The sequence below is a fragment of the Bradyrhizobium sp. 187 genome, from assembly GCF_023101005.1.
Classification (GTDB): Bacteria; Pseudomonadota; Alphaproteobacteria; order Rhizobiales; family Xanthobacteraceae; genus Bradyrhizobium; species Bradyrhizobium canariense_D.
Genome location: NZ_CP064693.1, coordinates 1,680,798 through 1,701,538, shown reverse-complemented (window position 1 = coordinate 1,701,538; position 20,741 = coordinate 1,680,798). Strand labels below are relative to the sequence as shown.

General features: G+C 56.5%; 16 protein-coding genes. 10 read left to right on the top strand and 6 right to left on the bottom strand.

Annotated elements, in window-relative coordinates; translation table 11 throughout:
- Positions 1-18: 18 nt before the first annotated feature.
- The 3 genes from IVB19_RS08215 to IVB19_RS08205 all read right to left on the bottom strand — a co-directional run bounded on the left by IVB19_RS08215 (position 19) and on the right by IVB19_RS08205 (position 2,747).
- Positions 19-993 carry a GDP-L-fucose synthase family protein gene (locus IVB19_RS08215; protein ID WP_247821274.1) on the bottom strand — a complete coding sequence of 325 codons (975 nt, stop codon included), beginning with the start codon at positions 991-993 and terminating at the stop codon, positions 19-21.
- Between the two features lie 284 nt (positions 994-1,277).
- Positions 1,278-1,550 carry a hypothetical protein gene (locus IVB19_RS08210; protein WP_247821273.1) on the bottom strand — a complete coding sequence of 91 codons (273 nt, stop codon included), beginning with the start codon at positions 1,548-1,550 and terminating at the stop codon, positions 1,278-1,280.
- 207 nt (positions 1,551-1,757) lie between these two features.
- On the bottom strand, positions 1,758-2,747 hold the full coding sequence (locus IVB19_RS08205; RefSeq protein ID WP_247821272.1) for an ABC transporter substrate-binding protein: 990 nt from the start codon (positions 2,745-2,747) through the stop codon (positions 1,758-1,760).
- A gap of 392 nt (positions 2,748-3,139) precedes the next feature.
- On the opposite strand from IVB19_RS08205, the gene IVB19_RS08200 reads away from it, so the two are divergent.
- The 10 genes from IVB19_RS08200 to IVB19_RS08155 all read left to right on the top strand — a co-directional run bounded on the left by IVB19_RS08200 (position 3,140) and on the right by IVB19_RS08155 (position 15,187).
- The gene (locus IVB19_RS08200; RefSeq protein ID WP_247821271.1) at positions 3,140-4,507 is read left to right on the top strand and encodes an undecaprenyl-phosphate glucose phosphotransferase; all 1,368 of its coding nucleotides are present in this window, start codon (positions 3,140-3,142) and stop codon (positions 4,505-4,507) included.
- A gap of 13 nt (positions 4,508-4,520) precedes the next feature.
- Positions 4,521-5,081, top strand: coding sequence for a WcaF family extracellular polysaccharide biosynthesis acetyltransferase (locus tag IVB19_RS08195; protein ID WP_247821270.1), 561 nt, complete (start codon positions 4,521-4,523; stop codon positions 5,079-5,081).
- Positions 5,078-6,190, top strand: coding sequence for a glycosyltransferase family 4 protein (locus IVB19_RS08190; RefSeq protein WP_247821269.1), 1,113 nt, complete (start codon positions 5,078-5,080; stop codon positions 6,188-6,190). Before IVB19_RS08195 ends, IVB19_RS08190 begins: the two co-directional genes overlap by 4 nt.
- Positions 6,177-7,190 (top strand): glycosyltransferase family 4 protein, encoded by a 1,014-nt coding sequence (locus IVB19_RS08185; RefSeq protein WP_247821268.1) that lies wholly within the window; start codon positions 6,177-6,179, stop codon positions 7,188-7,190. The genes IVB19_RS08190 and IVB19_RS08185 overlap by 14 nt, the downstream gene beginning before the upstream one ends.
- A gap of 35 nt (positions 7,191-7,225) precedes the next feature.
- Positions 7,226-8,263 (top strand): glycosyltransferase family 4 protein, encoded by a 1,038-nt coding sequence (locus tag IVB19_RS08180; protein ID WP_247821267.1) that lies wholly within the window; start codon positions 7,226-7,228, stop codon positions 8,261-8,263.
- Between the two features lie 13 nt (positions 8,264-8,276).
- Entirely contained in the window at positions 8,277-9,611 is a 1,335-nt protein-coding gene (locus tag IVB19_RS08175) for an O-antigen polymerase (protein ID WP_247821266.1), read from the top strand.
- 685 nt (positions 9,612-10,296) lie between these two features.
- On the top strand, positions 10,297-11,679 hold the full coding sequence (locus tag IVB19_RS08170) for a glycoside hydrolase family 71 protein (RefSeq protein WP_247821265.1): 1,383 nt from the start codon (positions 10,297-10,299) through the stop codon (positions 11,677-11,679).
- Positions 11,676-13,004 (top strand): polysaccharide biosynthesis protein, encoded by a 1,329-nt coding sequence (locus tag IVB19_RS08165; RefSeq protein ID WP_247821264.1) that lies wholly within the window; start codon positions 11,676-11,678, stop codon positions 13,002-13,004. Before IVB19_RS08170 ends, IVB19_RS08165 begins: the two co-directional genes overlap by 4 nt.
- A 230-nt stretch (positions 13,005-13,234) precedes the next feature.
- Entirely contained in the window at positions 13,235-14,248 is a 1,014-nt protein-coding gene (locus IVB19_RS08160) for a glycosyltransferase family 4 protein (protein WP_247821263.1), read from the top strand.
- 39 nt (positions 14,249-14,287) lie between these two features.
- The gene (locus tag IVB19_RS08155; RefSeq protein ID WP_247821262.1) at positions 14,288-15,187 is read left to right on the top strand and encodes a class I SAM-dependent methyltransferase; all 900 of its coding nucleotides are present in this window, start codon (positions 14,288-14,290) and stop codon (positions 15,185-15,187) included.
- A gap of 744 nt (positions 15,188-15,931) precedes the next feature.
- Here IVB19_RS08155 and IVB19_RS08150 read toward each other — a convergent pair.
- The 3 genes from IVB19_RS08150 to IVB19_RS08140 all read right to left on the bottom strand — a co-directional run bounded on the left by IVB19_RS08150 (position 15,932) and on the right by IVB19_RS08140 (position 20,720).
- Positions 15,932-18,187: a succinoglycan biosynthesis protein ExoP gene (locus tag IVB19_RS08150; protein ID WP_247821261.1), complete on the bottom strand. Its 2,256-nt coding sequence runs from the start codon at positions 18,185-18,187 to the stop codon at positions 15,932-15,934.
- A gap of 280 nt (positions 18,188-18,467) precedes the next feature.
- Positions 18,468-19,094 carry a hypothetical protein gene (locus tag IVB19_RS08145; protein ID WP_247821260.1) on the bottom strand — a complete coding sequence of 209 codons (627 nt, stop codon included), beginning with the start codon at positions 19,092-19,094 and terminating at the stop codon, positions 18,468-18,470.
- A gap of 138 nt (positions 19,095-19,232) precedes the next feature.
- On the bottom strand, positions 19,233-20,720 hold the full coding sequence (locus IVB19_RS08140) for an O-antigen ligase family protein (protein ID WP_247821259.1): 1,488 nt from the start codon (positions 20,718-20,720) through the stop codon (positions 19,233-19,235).
- Between the last annotated feature and the right edge of the window lie 21 nt (positions 20,721-20,741).

Genomic DNA, 20,741 nt, shown 5'->3' with positions numbered 1-20,741 from the left:
TGCAGCAGAATAGCTGGCTCAGCTGGTGGCGCTAACCTCCAAATGACGACCGTAGCCTTTTAGAAAATCCGCATACGCAGCAGCGAGACCGGCGCGCAGAGAAGTATTTGGCTGCCAACCAAGCGCCCGCACCCGCGAGCTATCGAGCAGCTTACGCGGCGTACCGTCCGGCTTGGACGTATCGAAAACCAGCTTGCCCCGATAGCCCACCACGTCTGCAACCGTTGCCGCAAAATCGCCAATCGACAATTCGTCGCCGCTACCGACATTGATCGGCAGGTCGCTTGAATAATTCTTCAGAAGGAAGATGCACGCGTCGGCGAAATCTTCGACATTGAGAAACTCGCGGAGCGGCGTCCCCGTGCCCCAGACAGTCACGGTCGGCGCTTGCGCGAGCTTTGCTTCATGGAAGCGGCGAATCAGTGCGGCTGGTACGTGACTGTGATCGGGATGATAGTTATCGCCGCGGCCGTACAAGTTGGTGGGCATCGCCGAAATATAATCGTCTCCGTATTGGCGACGATAGGCCTGGCACATCTTGAGACCGGCGATTTTCGCGATGGCGTACCATTCGTTGGTCGGCTCAAGCGGTCCGGTCAGCAATTCGCTCTCGGCGATCGGCTGCTTAGCGTGTTTGGGATAGATGCAAGACGAGCCGAGAAACAACAGGCGCTGCACGCCAACCATGTGACTTGCGCGGATCACGTTCAATTCTAGCGCAAGGTTGTCGCAGAGAAAATCGACCGGGAAATTGTTGTTGGCTGCGATGCCGCCGACCTTTGCAGCAGCGTGAACAACGACCTCGGGGCGATTCGCCTCAAGCCATCTCAGCGTGGGTTCTTCCTTCGTCAGATCGAGTTCGTGACGATCGGCCGTCAGCACGATGCAATGCTCGGACGCAAGCCTGCGGACGACAGCTGATCCGACCATGCCTCGGTGACCCGCGACAAAGACACGTTTGCCGGAGAGTTCGTAGGTAGCAGCCCCTGTCATCGCAATCCTCTACCAGCGCTCGGTGCGCAGGAACCTCATCCTGTGAGATCTAGCGACCGCCGCATTACGCAATCACGCTGCCGATGCAGCCCCGCCGGACAGGTAACACAATCTTCATCATGCGACAGCCTGTCCAGACTACGGGAAGATATTCATGGTGAACCCGCGCCGCGCGCACAAAAGGTTGGCACAGAATGAAACAAAAACGAGCAAGGCAGCCGCGTCGTCCGCGCGGCTGCCCTGAAATTCGTTGAAACGGCAGCGCCGCTCGGGTTACTTCAATCTCAGTAGGCCCGGCGCAGGACAGGGCCGAGAGGCGCGCAAACCCGGTCCATATACCAGCCATAGGGCGTCTCGACCCGCACCAGAGGGCAACGGCGCCACGGCACGTACCGATAGGGATAGGGTTGGGCCCAGAACGTCACAGGCGTGACCTGGCTCTCACCCGTGAGCAGGGCTGCCGGTGCCGGCGTCTGCATCGCGGCGTTCGCTCCGCTCGCCGCGATGAACGTAACACTTGCGCCCAAAAGGCCTGCTCGCATCAACGTCTTAAACATCCAAAACAGCTCCTCAGCCCTGCGGAGTTAATCCCCGAACGCGCTCGTCAGGCCCCGGCCGACCGACGCCGCCAGTTCGCAAGACCACTCCACGACCAGCCCAAATAGTGAGCCGAACTTTACCAAAGCCACCGGCAGAAATGCAACCGATGCCGGGCGGCCAAGCGACTTTTGGACGATATGGCGCGCGGGTGTGGCTTCTCGGTCCTATTTCTGCTCACTCCAGGCGCCTGGAGCAGCGAGGTCGGGTGAACGGCGGTACACATCCCGAAGGAACTGGTAGTTGACCGTCTGAGCCAAAGGCACGTCTTCCTCGCCGAGCTTCGCAAAGAGCAGGATATCCCGGAGCGTCCGCCAGCGGCTTTCGTCGTAGTCGCCGATGCGGCCGCCTGTCGGAAGCACGAGGGACCGCTGCTGCTGCAGCTCGAACCTGAGCCGTACGGGATCCAGAGCGGTCGGTCCGGTACCAGCGAGAAGAACAGGCACGCTCCGTGCATAGTCAGCGTAGGTGAATTGCCATCCTCGGATGAGGCCCTGAAGGACGTCGGCGATCATGGATGGCTGTTCATGGACGAGAGCGGTGCTTGCGAAGTAGACCAAGCCAGGAACATGAATCCCGTAGTCTTGCGGCTTGATGACATTCAACTTCATGCTATTCGAACTGGCCGGATCTGGTTGGGCGTCGATTGCGGCAATGACCGCATCCACCTCCCCGGCCCTGAGAGCCTCGAAACTGTCGCGATCGGGCACCTTCGCGATTTGGCTTCGAGGCAGTCCAAGCTGCGCCATCATGGCATCGAACACCACATCGCCCTCACTCGCTTTGCGGTATCCGATTCGTTTTCCGACCAGATCAGCCGGCCGCCGCAGGCCCGAGCTTTCGAGAGTAAAGATCGAGACGGAAGTATCGAGAAAGCTTGCTGCAAACGCCGTCACCGCGACCCCGCGCCAGCTTGCCAGCAGGAACTTTTGGCCGCTCGTCACGCCGATGGCATGTTGACGTGCAATGGTTTGGACGAAGTCCGGGTCGGGTTGGGCCGCCACCTCAATGCGGGAGGAGAAATATCCCTGCCGGGATGCAGCGAGTTCGCCGCCAAAGCGCGCGCCATATGGCCCGTCCAGGAGGAGCTTGACCGCTGCGCTGGAGGCCGTCGGGACTCGTACGGGCGCCGCATCGGGGCGAAGCAGGAGCAGCACGGTCCCGGCCAAGGCAAGGGCAGCCAAGGCAACGGCGAGGTAACGCTTCCCTCTCGGCGTCGTCCGCCGCCGGGACTGGGTTCGAGGCAACGGGATTTTTCCTAATGGTTTGTAAAATTGAACATATCAGTCGGGGCGAGATGGACTACAATGCAACTGATCGGGTAAGGTTAATTTTCCCTTCGCCTTGTTTTAACAGCGATTTTGACCGATAGCACGGCTTCTTCGGTAAGGAATTTTGCGTCAGTGGGTTTGCCAGGATGACAATTCTTTCCACTCGACAGGTGCCCGTCCCTGATTCTGCGACGGAAACTGGTGGAGTCGAGCCATTTGCAAAAACACCTAAAGGGTATGCGCCGCGGTGGCTGCGACCTTTGGTTGTGGAACGGGGGATGGCCGTTGTGGATGCGGCGCTGATCGTGGTCAGCGGCATCGGCTGCGCGGTCGCCTATCATTTCTACACCCAATCGGCGCTGGGCAAGGCTGATGTCTACGTCGCGGCAAGCCTCCTGATCGCCGTCAACTTCATCCTGCTGACCACGGTCCAGCACGGCTATCGGCTCAAGAACATCACCAACCTGTCGCGCGCGTTCCGCACCACGGTGACGACGTGGACCGGGCTGTTCGGCGCGCTGCTGGCGATCGCCTTCACCATGAAGGTCAGCGAGGAGTTTTCCCGCGGCACCACGCTCTCGTTCTACCTGGTCGGGCTCCCGGTGCTGCTCGCCTGGAAGCTGGCGGCCGGGCGCTGGACCGCCAGGGCGCTTGCGACCGGCGCATTCGCCAACAGCCGCGCGGTGATGATCGCCGAATTCGGGCTGCCGGCGGCCTCCAACACCATGATGGACCTCGCCCAGCACGGCTATCGCCTGATGCGGATCATGGAGATCCGCTCCGCCGACCTCGCCTCGCCACTGCTGCTGTCGGCGATCGCGCCGCGCTTTGACGAGCTGATCGCCTATGCGCGCGAGAACCGGGTCGAGCACATCTTCCTGCTGATGAACTGGAGCCGGCAGCACGCGATCGACAGCATCCTGGACGCGCTGAAGATCCTGCCCGTTCCCGTGCATCTGGTGCCCGATGCCCACGCCGCGCGCTTCCTGCGCTATCCGCTGCAATCGACCGGCAACACCTTCACCGCGGAGCTGCGCCGCGCCCCGCTCTCCCGGAACGAACGCGCGCTCAAGCGCACGCTCGACCTTGCCGGCACGGCCCTGGCGCTGATCGTGTTCGCCCCCGTGATGCTGGTGACCGCCGTGCTGATCAAGGCGACCTCGAAGGGGCCGGTGTTCTTCCGCCAGACCCGCAACGGCTTCAACGGCCGCGCCTTCAAGATCTACAAGTTCCGCACCATGCGCGTGCTCGAGGACGGCCCGAAAATCGTGCAGGCGCAGAAGAACGACCCCCGCGTGACGGCCATCGGCAAATGGCTGCGCAAGACCTCGATCGACGAGCTGCCGCAGCTCTTCAACGTGCTCAAGGGCGACATGTCGCTGGTCGGCCCGCGCCCGCACGCGGCCGCCCACAACACCGAATATGAGCAGATCATCGGCAACTACGCCTTCCGTCACCACGTCAAGCCCGGCATCACCGGTTGGGCCCAGGTTAATGGTTATCGCGGAGAAACCCGCGCGCTCGAGATGATGGAGAAGCGCGTGGAGCATGATCTGTGGTACATCAATAACTGGAGCATAGTGTTAGACGTAAAGATCTTGTTGGGAACAGCAATGGTCACTTTCACGCGGCCTACTGCGTATTGATTCCGAGTAAAACATGACGATTGACGAGCGACCGAGGTTTCAGGACCTGTCGCAATCGAAAGTGCCGCCCGGATTTAGAGGACGCTCGGGACTCGTCGTTCTGCTCTGGCAGATGGTTCAGCAGACGCTGTTCGCATGGTCTCCGCAACCAGCCTATGCATGGCGCCGATTCTTACTGCGGCTATTCGGAGCTAAGGTCGGAAAAGGGGTCCATTTAAGACCGACAGTGCGAATAACCTATCCTTGGAAAGTCAAGCTGGGCAATCATTGCTGGATTGGCGACAACGCTGAGCTCTATAGCCTGGGAGCGATCACGGTCGGCGCTCATGCAGTTGTCTCTCAACGTTCTTACGTGTGCGCAGCCACGCATGACTATGAGGACATCACCTTTCCGCTCGTTGCCAAGCCAGTCATTATCGAATGCGAGGCCTGGGTGGCAGCAGACTGCTTTATTGCACCCGGAGTTACGATAGGTGCCGGCGCAATTGTAGGTGCACGTAGTACAGTGCTCAACTCTGTTGAGCCGGCAACGATCGTTGCGGGCTATCCTGCAAAATTCAAGGGCCTGCGATGACCGCGCAACACGACGCTCAGACGCGCCCATTGGTCATTGCGGTTGGTCAGATCCCGCCACCTATGACGGGGTACGCCTACATTACCGGCCGAATGATAGCCACCATCCGAGAGAACGCTGACGTCGAAGCAATCAATATGTCGCCAGCAGATCGCAAAGGGCTCCGGAAGCACTTTTACAAAGGCGCTCAAACAATCCTGGCCTGTCGTCAGATCTCGAGAAACTCTCGACAGCCCAAGACAGTGTATCTGGGGTGCGAAGGGGACTGGGGTCTGGTTTACACGGCGGTGCTTGTTGTCGCTTCACGAGTATTCGATCATGCCATTCTTCTTCACCACCACAGCTTCAGCTATGTTGATCGTAACTCTCGATTGATGCGATTCATTCTGAGCGTTGGCGGAAAGCACATCCGTCATCTTTTCCTCTGTAAGAAAATGCATGAGCGCCTCGAAGCCCGTTACGGCAAGGTTTCGGATTTCGAAATCATCTCTAACGCGGCTTTTGTGAAGCCTTGCCCCAATACTAAGGAACGCCATTTTGCCAACGGACCGTTGCGCATCGGCCTTTTAAGCAATCTTACCCCAGAGAAAGGCCTGCACACCTTCATAGATCTCATTCGGCTACTCCGAAAGAACGACCTCGCAGTCGAAGGCGTGTTAGCTGGCCCGATCCAGAACATCAAAGATGCCGCAATCGTCAGGGCTGCCGAAGTGGAGCTAAATGGGGCGCTTCAGTATATCGGACCCGTCTATGGCCTGGAGAAAAATGGATTCTACGAGGATCTAGATCTCTTCGTTTTTCCAACTCAATATGCCAATGAGGCCCAACCAACTGTACTCTTCGAAGCCCTAGCTGCCGGAATTCGTATCATAGCTTTCGACCGCGGATGTATTGCCGACCAAATTAGGAGCAATGGACTAGCGATTCCGCCGGAGGAAGACTTCTGCGCGAGAGCCCTTGACTACGTGCGCTCTATTACTCAGAAGCACGCCAATGGTCCCTCCGAACGAAAAACAGTATCGCGTAGCTTCGAGCAACTCCATTCTTCAGCCTCGCGCATTGCACGAAGCATAACAGCTCCGACAGTCCAAAAAAATGAAATCACTTAAAGTACTGATCTATTCGAGTCACTTCTATCCTTCAGTTGGCGGCATGGAGATCGTAGCGGAGACTCTGGCCAAACGCTTTCATGAAGCCGGCTGTGAAGTCGTCGTAGCGACAGACACGCCTGCGACCGGCAGCGAACGACTTGAAATTCCTGTCGTGAGAGAACCAAGCTTCTGGCAGTTCCTGAAGCTGTGCCGCCGCAGCGACGTCGTGTTTCTGTCACCTGTTTCACTCCGACGAATTGTGCCTCCGCTTCTGTCTGGACGCCCAATAGTCGTTAAGCATCCCAACCCCCTAACTGGTCATCGCGGCCAGACCCGCTTTCGCGATCGGCTAAAACTTCTGTTGTGCCGACGCTTTACCAATATAGTTGCCGGAGATTACATGGCGGGATTTTTCCCATCTCCGGTTGTTATCCCAAATCCGTACGATGACTCGCTTTTTTACGATGACGGCCAGCCGAAAACGGGCGACCTTCTATTCGTTGGCCGATTAGACGCCGTCAAAGGCGCAGATGTTTTGATTCGAGCTATTAAGGGAGTTGAGCCGGAACTGCCGACACTGACGGCTACGATCGTCGGGAATGGACCCGAGCGTGAGCATCTCAAAGTACTGACAAATGAATTAGGGCTTAGCTCTCGCGTGAACTTTACTGGCGAGTTGATTGGCGATGCACTCGCCATGCAAATGCGCCGTCACCGCGTGATGGTCGTTCCTTCAACATACAATGAGCCGTTCGGAAACGTTGCACTGCAAGGCTTAGCTAGCGGCTGTTTATTGATTGTTTCTCGCAAGGGAGGGCTGGCGGATGCGACGGGTCCACATTCTTTGACATTTGAGAATGGAGACGCACTTTCGCTATCGCAGGGATTGAAAGAAGCGTTCTTCGAGCCAGGACTACGGGATCACCTCTTAAACGGTGTTTCCGTACATTTGGAAAGACATCACGAAGGCATTGTTGCTCAAAGGTATCTAGAGCTACTGCACAAGGTAAGCCACTAGGCGAGCTCATTGTCCGACCTTTACCGAGTTTATCCATGAGAATTGCCATTCTTACAGGTTCATTTTATCCGAACATTGGCGGCATGGAAATTCTTTGCGAGGTTCTCGCTAATGAATTCGTCGCTGCAGGGCATGACGTTCTTGTCTTAACAGACACACCTTCTCGACAGGAAGATAACGACAGGTTTAGTTTTCGGGTTTATCGCGGTCAGACCTTCGCGCGCCGGCTGTTTCTCTTCCGCTCAAGCGACATCATTTTGAGCTTTGCGCTGAGCCTCAGACGATGCCCCGAACAGCTCCTTTCTTTTCGCCCAATTATGATACACCATCCTAATCCGATCACTGCCGCCGACGGCAGCACGAGGCTTCTCGACCGCGCAAAGCACCTGCTCAGCAGTAGACTCGTTAATATCGTTCCAAGTCGGTATATGTCGTCAAAGATCGCGCACTCCATCATCATCCCCAACCCCTACAACCACCGGCTCTTCGAGTATCGTGGACAAGAGAAGAGGCGGGAGGTTCTCTTTGTTGGCCGCCTCGCGGCGGTTAAAGGGGTGGACATATTACTACGCGCAATAAGCCTTGCATTTCGGAGTGTCCCTCCATTTCACTCCACTTTCGTAGGAGAGGGCCCGGAGCGGGAGAAGTACCTGCAACTGGCGACTACTTTGGGAATCGCAGATTATGTGCATTTCAGTGGGCCAAAACGCGGAATTGAGCTAGTAGACATAATGTGCCGCCATCAAATTATGGTGGTACCGTCTTCCTATGAAGAGCCTTTTGGAATTGTCGCGCTTGAAGGCTTGGCGTGCCGATGTACTATGATCGTATCCAATAGCGGAGGCCTCGTGGATGCTGTTGGCCCCCACGCACTCGTTTTCGAAAACCGGAACTTCGAGGAGCTGGCTCGGTGCTTAGTACTCGCTCTCACACAGCATTCGGTCCGAGATCAGTTACTCAAAGGACTAGAAGAACATCTCCTGCTGCATCGAGCAGACCAGATAGCTTCTGAGTATATCGCAGTTTTGCGGAAGATGGTGGCTTCACCGACTGGCTCGGCGACACCGGCCTAGAAGGGCAGGCAAAGTGTACGAACTGCACCTACTATTTGGGCTGTCTCTTTGGCTCTGTCTCATCGCCATTTTCCTGCGAAGCAGCTGCGCGTCTATATTCCATCCAATTACCTTCTACCTGGCATTTCATGGAGTAGTTTTTGTCATTCGCCCCTTCTTCCAGCACTTTCTAGAACTTGACAGCGTTTATAGGCTCTATGGCTTTTGGCCAAACGACGAAGTTAAGCATATCACGCTCTTAGTTGTGAACCTCGGCCTGCTTTGCTTCTTCAGCTCCGCAATGCTCACCGGGAATACGGCCATACGATTTTGGGAACATGGAGCAATCCGAAGCAGATATCGCCAAGGGGAACGGTTATTGTTAGCTCTCCTGCTTGCATCACCATTGATCCTCCTTTCGATTCGGTATGCTCTAAGCGTCAATTTCGGCACCGAAGACTTGCGCAAACTTGCACGCGACGCGGCGACTTTCCATACGGTGTACACGGATACGTCAGCTTATCTCGTGGATTCTAACCTGATGCTCGGTGCTTTTGGCGTTGCTATCGCTTGGGCCTACAGGTTCCGCTTTATTGCGCTGCTTCCTTTCCTTTCGTTCGTAACACTTCGACTTACAGTTGGCTGGTCACGGTACACTTTCGTAATGACGTCAATGGGGCTCGCCCTCTTGTACTTGTTCGATCATCGACGAAAATGGATCGAAAAATGGATGGTATTGGCTGGCTTTGTGCTTCTGCTAGTTTTCAGCGCCCTCTCTTCTCAGCGAGCATTGATCGCCGATTGGATCAAGGGAGAGCAGTCCAAGGATGCTCAGTTCAATCAGGAGAAGAAGCACTTTTTCGATAGCTTGGACTTCGCTAATTTGGAGTTCGTGGAATACTTGGTCCACGTGGTGCCTGAAAGAACAGGCACATATAGCTACTTCTCGGACACTCTTGAAATACTCACCGCACCCATACCGCGCGTCCTTTGGCCTGAGAAACCTGTTGGTCCACCGATCAAGCTGTTCAATATCAATGAATATGGCTTTCCAGTTGGGATCACATATACCCTCATAGGAGAAGGTTGGCAGTCCCTCGGTTATTTCGGTGTAATCATCTGGTGCACGTTCGCCGGCGCTTTTATGGGCCGGTTTTACTCTTGGTTCGTTCGGCACAACGCATCTACTTTCGTCACCTTATATTATTGCTTGTGCGTGCCTGTCTCCCTTCAATGGTTCAGGGACGGGTTGTTATTGTCGCTAGTGAAATTTCCGCTGTTTTTTGTTGCCCCGATCGCAATGACGCAACTACTAAGCCATCTAAATTGGCCGCGTCGAAAATTAGTCCATCGAACGAACGTTTGCTGACCAATGTATCAGACCATTGCCGCCGCCTTTCAGCTTATGCTTTGGCCGATACCTTGGAGTATTCGGCGCTTCTTACTCGGCAGGGCGTTTGGATACGAGATATCTAGTAAATCAAGGATTGGCTTTTCAATTATCTTGGCGCGGAGCGTCAAGTTGGCCCCTGAGAGTAGGATCGGCCACTTAACTTTGATCCGGAACGTTGATTTGATTGATCTCGGGCAAGGTGCCACAATTGGTAACTTTAATAAGATCGCAGGAGTGCCATCAAGCGACGAGGGGGCATTTTCAAGCGAAAGCGAACGATCTCCCTCCCTTATAATGGGCCCGCAATCAGCGCTTACTAACTCCCACATCATCGATTGCACAAATCGAGTAACGCTCGGCGCTTTCGCGACGGTGGCAGGCTGGCGCTGCCAAATCCTGACGCACTCAATCGACCTCAGTTTGTCGCGCCAAAGATCTGCTCCTGTATCGATAGGTTCTTACAGCTTTGTAGGCACGGGATGTATCTTGCTAAGGGGAGCGATATTACCAGATCGAACTGCCTTGGCTGCCGGCTCGGTACTTGCATCAGCGGAGACTGAGTCCTTCTGGGTGTATTCCGGGGTACCCGCCGTTAAGACGAAGCCCCTGAAACCAGAGTTGCTGTACTTCTCGCGTAACTTGGGACGAGTGGAGTAATCCGATGCTGGCGCGACCGCATCAGAGCGGCTTCTCTCCCACGGGGTTTCAGGTGCAGTTTAAGCACCTCGCTTTAACTTTCATTGTAGCAATTTTAGCGAGTTCGGCGGGAGCTGTGGAAGCTCCGCGCAGGGCCGTACTGGCTCACTATATGGTTTGCTGCGCACGGGCCGGGCTCAATGCAAGTGTTGATGATCTCGACTCCGAAATCAGTCTGGCCGAGAGCTATGGAATTGACGGCTTTGTACTTAATGGAGGGTGGTATGCTCGCTATCCCGCCAATGCAGCTCTCGTAGATCGAATGTTCAAAGCGGCCGAGCGTCACAAGAGCTTTGGTCTCGTGTTCTCGTTTGATCAGAGTGAGTCTGAAGAAGCCGTACAGATGGTCACAGCGTACGGCCGTCACAGCAACATGATGACGAAGGATGGACGTGTCGTCGTTTCAGGATGGTGGCAAACGCCTAGGTGGGTCAAAGACGTGAAAGACGCTTTGGCCGCTAGAGGAATACCGAGCTTTATGACGCCACAGTTGAAGTATCCTTGGCGCCCAGAGATTGGCTTTGCCCCTGAAACGAGCGATGTAAACGCAGCCCGCAGCCTGCTGAATGAGGTGCCAGAACTTGATGGCTACTTTTATTTCGGTGCGGGTAGTCCGGCGGCGACCGTATCGAACTCCATCGAGGGTATTGCTAAACTTGCCCGATCTCATGACAAGCTATTCATGTGTGGAGTATCGGCATTTTATAGAGGCTTTCAGAACAACTCGCGCGTTTTTGAAACGGACGGCTTCTCTGGAATGAGAGAGCGTTGGATGAAAGCGATAGAATCAAAAGCTGATTGGATCCAGCTCGTTACTTGGAACGACTGGAGTGAGGCCACATATTTGCAGCCATTTGATCGCCCGCTTACAAGTGTTTGGAATATCCCTGGCTGGCAGAATTTGCCTGACCACAGTGGCTTCTTAGGTGCAAGTCGCTACTACATAAATTGGTTCAAACATGGCCGTCGTCCAGCTCTCCAATCCGACACACTTTTTTACTTTTACCAACTACATGCGAACGAAGCGCAAGGTATTGTCGACTTTCGGACAATGGAACGAGGTCGGCCTAAGTTTTGGGAAAAGCTGACAAACAAATTCCATCTTGCTGCTTTTTTGACTCATCCGCTTGCCGTCACAATCAAAATTGGAGCGTTCTCATACGATGTGGAGCTACCAGAAGGAGATTCGGTCACCTCGGTGCCACTCAGCTTGGGAAAGGTCGAAGTTATCCAACATACCCGTACGGGTGACATCTCGATCCAACTCCCCCTATCTGTAGGCGCGAATGCAGATATTGGCAATTTCAACTATTTCACCGGTCAACTTCAACTTGGGACGGACCAGTGATCTTCGTTCAGTCGCGATTATCAAAATGGCGACGTGTTCTCTTCGCCCCTCTGCTCCGGTTTCTCCAGAAATTCAACCTCTTAACTTGGACTTTCTTGGCATTTACCGTGGGAGGGACCGCGGCTCGCGTCTTGGAGCTGATAAGCGGAATTGTGATCATTCGATCTGTGTCTCCCGTAGATTATGCAACCTACGGCATCATGGTCGCGACGGCTCCCATTTTCTCAATGATCCTACTATCTGGCATACTACCCGTGTTGTGGACACACGTGAGTCGCCGCGAAGGCGCCGAGTATGTTTTGGCCGCGCGTAGTGCTGCCGAATCGAGCCTGTACAGCCAAAACTGGTGGGTTGTGTGTATCGGTACAGCGGCAGTTATCGTACTGCTCACTCGAGTTGCCGAAGGCCCGATTGATATAGCATTGGGAACCTTGGCAGTCCTTGCAATGTCAGTAATAACAGCTCAGCAAGCCATCAACGACGCGAGTTTGCAGCTGCTGCAAAAACAAGGGATTGTCACTATTGGCGCCTTGGGCCAATCACTAATTCGGTTAGCCGCACTTCCACTCCTAAGCTTCCACAATCACGCGGTGGCCCTCATGCTGGCTGCCGCTATCTTCGCTGCTTTTCTCAACTGCGTTTATTGCAGGCACATGCTGGGCGACTCCATTGCCAACCCCAACGACAGCCACTGTCCGGCGTTTGCTTCCGAGGTTTCGAGAATGCGTAGACGGAGTTTGGCTACGGATGCTTTCCAAGCTCTTTCCGGCCAATACTACTACTGGCTGCTGGCTTTCTTCGCCGGGCCCGTTGCCCTCGCGGGATTTGCTGCACTTACTCGGCTTAGCCAGGTGTTATTTCCTCTTGCACTCCTCTTCCGCGGTTATTTCGTACCTGGCTTTGCTAAGCTAGAGAGCGGGGTGTCAATCGCTAAGTATTTCCTAGCACTGCTGGGCTGTGCAGCCCTTCTGATTCTCCCAGTCGCTTCAATTCCCCTGCTATGGCCAGCGCACGTTCTACAGGTCCTGGGACCCAATTATCTAGAGCTTACGGCTCCTCTGATGGTCTACTCAGCAGGAATGCTTTTCTGGATCACAGCTGATTTAGCGGACCAACTTCTGAGGAGTCGGGGATACTTCCAGTCTCCCATGATTGGCATTGCATTAGACTGCATCGCCCTTGCCGCGCCCGCGCTACTGGCTTCCGAGATCACGGTTTACGTCGCATTCATCTGCTTCCTTTCACTCTCGCTGATGCGATTAGCTCGGCTTACAGCGCTCGCCGCACTATCGTTTCGACCAACAATCAAAGTGCAAGGATCATGATGGAACAGAGCGAACTACAAGTAGGCGTTTTCCATCCAGGAACTCAACACTCGTGGCAGACCGCGCGCGCTCTGCAAGACAACGACGACCTTGCATGGTATGCTACTTCGATCTTTTGGGCGAAAGACCGGTTGCCGTATAGCCTAGTTCCGTTCTTACCCCGGTTTATGTATAGGCGCGTCACCGCCGAACTACGAAGATTCTATCATCCTGGCTTAGATTTAGGACGCGTGGAGACCTTTGCCGGACTTGAATGGGCGATGCGAATTGCCGCTCGTCTTCGGATTCGGCGCTTCGCTCGACGACTGCAGCGCTCAAGTAACACGGCGTTCGCGGCGCCCGTTAGCCGTCTGATCAAACAGAAGCCGGTGAGAGCCGTTTGGGGCTATGACCAATCTTCGCTTGAAGTCTTCGGCTTAGCACGAGAGCTCGGTATAAAAACCATTCTGGATCGCACGATAGGGCACCCCGCAGTCTACAATCGAATTCTTGACGAGATCCACGAGCAATACCCTGAGTTCTTCGATTCAGCATCTGACAAAATTAGCCAGGAGGCGATTGACCGGTCGGATCAGGAGCATCAATTGGCTGATACAATTCTCGTTGGATCGAGCTTTTGTGCGGAGACCTTGCTGGATCCGAGCGTGTCAGCAGTGCAGCCCGCGAAAGTCAAAGTTGTACCCTATTGTTATGACGAGGTTTTTTTCCCTCCTGCAGAGCCTCGCGCCCGGCCAAAAGGCCCAATTCGGTTCCTCTTTACGGGACTTGCTGGGCCGCGGAAGGGAATTCATCTGATCCTGAAGGTATTTCAGAGCATTCCACCGACAGCGGCCACGCTGACGATCGTTGGAGATTTACAGATTCCTAGCAAGACGTTCGCAAAATATGCAGACAGGGTTGAACTACGTCAGACTGTAGCGCGGCCTGATGTAGCAAGAATCATGGCTGACTCCGACTGCCTCCTATTTCCAACGTACTTCGAGGGCGCCGGAATCGTGCTCTATGAGGCCCTGGCGAGCGGCCTCAGCATCATTCAATCCAAACACGCTGATGTAGTCCTCCCTCCAGACTCGGAACTGCTAATGAAAGATGTTACTGAAGATGAACTTCGCAGGTGCGTCATGAGCGCAATTGAGAACCCTAGGTTGCTGGAGCAGCAGAGTCTCGCCGGGTTAACTAAGGCTCAGATGTTTTCTTACAGTGCGTACAGAACGCGGGTATTAGAAGTTGCAAGATCCGTTTGAACTTTGCAGCAGATAAGTAGTCCAGTTGAGTGTAGGAAGATGAGCTTTTTTTTTGAAGCACTGAGAGAGTTGCGGAACGCGCCGACGCTGACTGAGCGTGTGTACATAATCTCGCCGCTCCTGATGGCGGCTCTGAAGGATGTCTCGGATTTTACGGGAGTAAGCTCGAAGCGCACGCAGCAAGTTGCTAACAAGATCGCGGCGGAGGTCGCTCAGCGGAATCAGTTTGTTTTGAAAGACGACGAACCTTTGATAATTCGAGCAGGGCCGTTCGCAGGGATGCGTTACATACGCTATTCGGCCGGAAGCCTACTGGGCGCAAAGATCTTTGGTACTTACGAGACAGAGATCGGTCACTGGTTTTCTGAAGCAATTGCTGGTAAAAAGAATGATCTCTTCATAGATGTTGGAGCCGCCGAAGGATACTATGCTGTAGGAATGGCACGAGCTTGCCCCGACATTCCAGTACACGCTTTTGATATCAACCCATCGGCTCAGCAAATGGCGGGAGATCTCGCGAGAGCAAATCAGGTAAGCCAGCGTGTTTCGATAGGTGGCAGGTGCACGCCAGAGCAACTTGAGACTCTCTTAGCGGACGCAAGGAATCCACTATTGTTGGTTGATATTGAAGGGTTCGAAGATCAGTTTTTGGATCCCAAACTTGCTCCACATTTAAAGGCTGCCGACATAATCGTTGAGCTTCATGAGCATAAGAAGCCGGGCGTGACGTACCGGATTCTCAACCGCTTCAGGAATACTCATCGTATAGAGGCCGTCGCAGCTATTCCAGATGCATGGAAGCTTGACGACGCGCGTCGGGTTTCCGACGAAACGACGGGCTTGATCGATGTAATCGACATCCAGGAAGGTCGACGAATACCCCAACTGTGGTTGCGAATGATTTCCCAATCAAATTTCGCGCAATCAAGAGTCGATTAGTGCCAAAGTCTATCCTTGTCGAGAATTATTCCAGGGACTGAGACAACCGCACCTGTTCGGGCGATCGCTTTGGCAAAGGTCTCTCGGGAAGCAATGTCAGTATTCGCTAAGGCTCCAACCAGTCGCTCTCGCGAAGCCCAGCCAACGCTAGTCAGCGCGTCTGCCGCCTCCTGAGGGTACCCGTCACGCACCTCGGCAGTAAACTCAAGTATGACAGCTTCCTGAGTTGCCGCGTTCAACATTTCAAATACGGCGAGAGCACTCCTGTTCCGGCGCAGTGCTATCCATCCCTCCCGCGGACCTGAAATGTAGGATTGCTCCATGTATTTTAGGCTTTGCTGGTCGAAGCCCCTCCCCTGGATATCGACGGAATAAAGTAACAGCCAAAACAGAGAATCGGCAGGACTGAACTCTAGCGAGGCTCTTATTTGTTCGTCAGCGACGCTCGCTTGCCTGTCCGCTTCGGCAGGGTCATTCCGCCCCATCGCTCCTTCAGCAATCCTAACGCGGATAAGTGCCACGGCTCGCATTGTGTCGCTGCGAGACACGATAGGATTTTTGGTCGCCTCGACGACGGCCAAGATATCCTTTAGCACACCCGGCTTGAAGTGATCGTTAGACAAAATTTGGGACGCAGTTTCCTTCGCTAAAAGTGCCGGCTGCAGGAGTGGCACGGAGACAAGGGACCAGACTACGCCGGCAAGGCCGAGCGCAGACGGGACTCCTCGCAGTAGCACCTGTCCGTTACTCGACGTACCCATACCGTGCGTAGTACTTTTGGTAGTAGTATCGACCGTGATAGGACTCGTAGCGAGCCAACAATTTGGTGTCGGCCTTATTCAAGACAACACCTAGCAGCTTCTCCTGAATTTCTGGCGCGCCGCGCAAATTGTGACGTACGACATCTATCCGGGTCTTACCCCACTCTACCACGAATATGAAAGAATCGACGAAAGGTGCGGTAACGCGGACGTCCACCACCGGTGCCATTGGCGGCATGTCGAGCACGACGTAGTCATACTTCGAACGCAGCAACGCGACCAGCTCTCGCATCGGCTTTGAGGCTAGCACCTCGTTGGTGTGCAGCAGCTTCGAGGTGGTCCCGGCAGGGAGGACTGCGAGCCCAGTCTGCGGATCAATGGTGACGACGTCATTGAGCTCCGCCTTTTGCGCAACGACATCGACCAGGCCCGCGTGTGCGTCCGGTCGCAAGGCACGTGATAACGAGGGATTGCGCAGATCGGCATCGACGAGGATCACCCGCGCTCCGCCATGGGCGATGAGCTGCGCGAGGTTAGTCGAGAGCGTGCTCTTGCCTTCGTTGGGCAGGGTCGAGGTCACGGCCAACACGCGGTTCTCGCGCACGATCGAGTTGAGATCGACCGCCACTTTTAGTGAGCGTATCGCCTCGGCGAAGCGAGATAGGGGATTGTCGACAACATAGCGCAACAGGTCCGGCTCAGGGTTGTTTTTCTTGCGGCCGGGCCTGGCGGGGAGCACTGTTGTAGATGCGGACGCGCCGAGCGTCGGCAGTATGGCGACGCAATTGGCTCCTAGCTGCTCCTCAACCTGGCCGGTGGTGCGGAACACCTTGTCGGAGAGCTCTCGCGCCATCGCCGCGCCCAAGCTCAGCATCAGCCCACCGAGCAGTGCCGCGCCGAGGACGGCCAAACTCTTCGGAGCGCTCTTCACCAGTGGCGTGGTCGCTGCGCTAATGACGCGCGCCTCGGTGATCGGGAACGACTGCTGCTGCACGCTTTCCATGTAACGCTGCAGGAAATTATCGTACATCGCCTGGTAGCTCTGGGCGGTGCTCTCGAGCTCGCGCAGCTGAATCTGCGCCTGGTTGGTGAGCTGCGATTCCGAGACCGCATTGGCGAGGCTCGACTTGATGCTCTCCTCGCGTGTCCCCGCGATATCGTAGTCGCTCTTGTAGGATTCCTGGATGCGCTTGAGCTCGTCCAGGATGTTCTTCTTGATCTCTGCCATCTGCCTGCGAAGGTTGACGGCAGCGAGATGTTCCGAGCCGTATTTCATCGACCAAATCGATTCCTTCGAGGCCAGGTCGACATATTGCCCGCGCAGCTTGACGATGGTGTCGTTCTTCAGTGCGTCGGCGACGCTGGCGTCCGGAATTTCCTGCTTGAAGATGTCGTTCAGGCGGTCGAGTCGCGCCTTGGCTTCCGCGGTCGCCGCATGCGCCATGATGAGCTGGCTGTTGACCTCAGCAAGTTGCTGCTCGCCAATCAGCCCCTTGCCCGTGGCAATGATGTTGTTGGCGGCCTTGAAATCCACCACTGATTTTTGCGCCGCGGAGGCCTGGGTGCGCAGCTCCTTGATGCGGTCCTGCAGCCAGACGCTGGCGCGGCGGGTTGCCTGATACTTCGCCTCAAGTTGGTCGACAATGTAAGCATCCGCGATGGCGTTGGCGATGCGAGCGGCCTTCTGCGGGTCGCGCGAGGTGAAGCCGATCTCCATCACATAGGTGAGGCCGAGGCGCTTGATAGTGCGATTGTTCGCGAATACGCCAAGCGCCTTGCGCGTCAGCTCGAATTCGGACGCCGGGCGGCTGGAGGATAACAGACCCGTCACCGAGCCTATGATGGTGCCAAGCAGGCCGCCACCGCTGCCGGTGAACTCCGGGTCGTCCGTCAAGTGCAGGTCGCGGACCACTGCGAGGCTAATGTTCTCGGATTTCAGGATCTCGACCTGGGTCTCAACGGTAGCGGAATCGATCGCGATGTCGCCGAGCACCGACTGCTGCTGGAACAGTTGCACCTTGCGGGTGTCGATCACCATTGACGCGGTGGAGGTGAATTGCGGAGCAGCGGTGAAGAGATAGAGCAGGGCCACGATCGCGCAGGCAGACACGATTGCGATGATGGTCGGGAACTGGCGCCTGATAATGTCGAGATAGGAGGTCAGCGTCTGGGACGGAGAACCGTCAGCCTCGGCGAAATCACGGTTGATCTCCGAGGTCGGCTTGTTCACCTGCAACATCCGGCAATTCCTGAAATGGATCGATTGTGTTTAAGGATTAGTGGTCTGCCAAAAGTTCCGCGGCATCTCCGAGCGAACTTGATCTGCAAAACCCGCGCCGACGGGAAGCTTAGCACAATGCCCGCTGCAATTGAACGTTGTTGATGCGGCGCACCGTACCGGCTGGGCCAGGATCTTGTGGGAAGCTTAACGGCAAAAAGCAAAACGGCGCGATGAAGCGCCGCTTTGACTGGATCGCGAATAAGGCAGCGGGAGGCTCATGGCCTCCGGGCAAATACGGTCAGCGGTCGCTGATGCGGTTGGCGGCGTTGGTGGTGCCGGCTACGCCTCCCGAGGCGGCGCCGCCATTGACCTGGTTCGCGTAGTGCAGCCCGCCGAAGCTCGGCGCACCGTTATTCGAGCCGCCGGTGTTGCCGGGATTGCCGATCGGGCCGCCCGATCCGGAGCCGCCGCCACCGCCTGCGCCACCGCCGGCCGCCGCGATCGCGACGTCGCCGGTTGCGGCCTGGTAGGCTGCAATTACGTCGGGGTTGTTTGTGCCGGCGATCGCCGTCTGGATCTCATTGGCGAAAGCCTGGTCGGCTACCGCGGCCATGCGGGCGAGCTGGGCCAGGCCGGCGGTGATCGCGCGGATCTGGTCCTTGTTGGTCGCGGGGTCCTTGAGCAGCGCAATCAGGGCCGGAACCGTGGTCGGATCAGACGCGCCGAGGTCGCGCACGCGCGAGATCAGCTGCGCACCGGCTGGAAATTGCGTCAACAGCGTGCCTGGTGTCGCCTTGAACTCGGAAATGACCGTGGCCGGCAGCTGGCGCTGCGGCGGATAGACGGCGGCGCTGGCGGCGCTCGAAATCGTCGCGGCCAGGGCCGCGGCCGCAGCCATGCGAAGCGCAATCTTGATAACGCTCATAATAAAACCTCCAAAAAACGTCTGCCCACTTTACGTCTCGGCCCGGGCAAGTGGCTGTGTAGTGTCGGAACCTAGCGGAAGAGCAAATCGCTGTCCACTTATTCTAAAGACTTCGTAAACGGCGCAACTGCTTCAAAACTAGACAGTTTTGTGAAGCTCGCGGGCGCGGCGCAGGCCGCGCGCAGGCTGCGTCCGGCGCCCCTTCTCGTCCGATGCGGCGACCGCCTCGCCTTGCGCCCGCGCCGGCTCGCGGATGCGGAACGATTGCGCTAGCCCCGCGCCGAAAAGCGCAAAGAACGGAATGGAATAGCCGGGGATCTGGAGCGTGAAGTCCAGGCAGGAATGCAGCAGCGACAGGCTCGCGGTCGCCGCCGCCGCCAGCGGGATGATGGCGTCGCGCCGCCTTGCGAACACGCCGCGGCCGAGGATGACGAACATGACCGCCCATGCGGCCGCCACCACAAGAGCCATGGGGATGCCGACGTCGGAGGCGAGCTCCAGCGGCGTGGAATGGGCGATATCCCAGATTCCGCGAATCGAGATGTTGGGGCTGCGGTAGGGCGGGAAGGCCCATTGGAAGGTGCCCATGCCGGTCCCGAACCAGGGATTGTCGGCGATGATCTTCAACGTGGATTTCCAGGCCTCGATACGGCCCTCGTCGACCAGGCCGTGGCTGTCGAACCGGCTGGAAACGCGGCCGCCGAGCAGCTGCATCAGGCCGAGCGCCACCACCACGCCGGAGCCGAGCGAGATCCAGATTCCGGTCCGCGGCGGCAGGTCCTTGCGCAGGAACACCGTGAAGGAGGCGATCATCGCGAGCAGCGACAGGCTGACGCCGGCGCGCGAGCCGGTCATGAACATCGCCATCAGGCAAATCAGAAGCGCTCCGAGATGCGGCAGGATCTGGCGCGGCGGGATCTCGGCCACGTCGCGCGACACGCGCTTCCATTCGATGTGCCGCTCAGGCCAGCGCCGGCGGACATCCTCCAGGATCAAGAGCATCCAGATCACCGCGCAGGACCCGAAATAAGCGGCGGCCGTGTTGCGGTTGATGAAGGTGCCGGTGACGCTGCCCATATAGGCCGTCTTGTCCCGCCACAGGATCATGGTGGGCTCGATCAGGAACGAGGCGACGCCGTAAAGCGCGTAAAGGCTGCCGGAGACGGCGATGACCCAAAGCAGACGTCGGGCGCGCTCACGCTCGGCACCGACGGTGATGCCGAGGAGGATCGCCAGAATGTTGGCGAGCGGCGCACCCAATGCGAAGAACGCCTCGTTCTTGACGATGGACGCCGACGGCGCGATCGGCACGCCCAGGAGGTCGGACGCCTGCTTCCAGATCGGATTGAACGGCGCGATCCAGGGATGGTCGGACAGCTGCTCATGCAGCACGAAGGCGTATCCGGCCACGATCACCCCGATGCCCGCGATCATCCAGAAATGGGGGCGCCGCAAGTCGCGCGTCGGCGCCACGATCAAGGCGAGGCCCAGGCACAGGCACCAGAACGCGATCGAGAGGTCGTTGGTCGAGCCAAACGGGAACGGCGCGCCGGCAGCGACGAAGAACAGGATGAAGGTCGCAGGCCAGCTCCACGACCAACTTATACGGGGAAGCGGAAAGCGCATCGTCGGTCAGCCGGCCTTTGG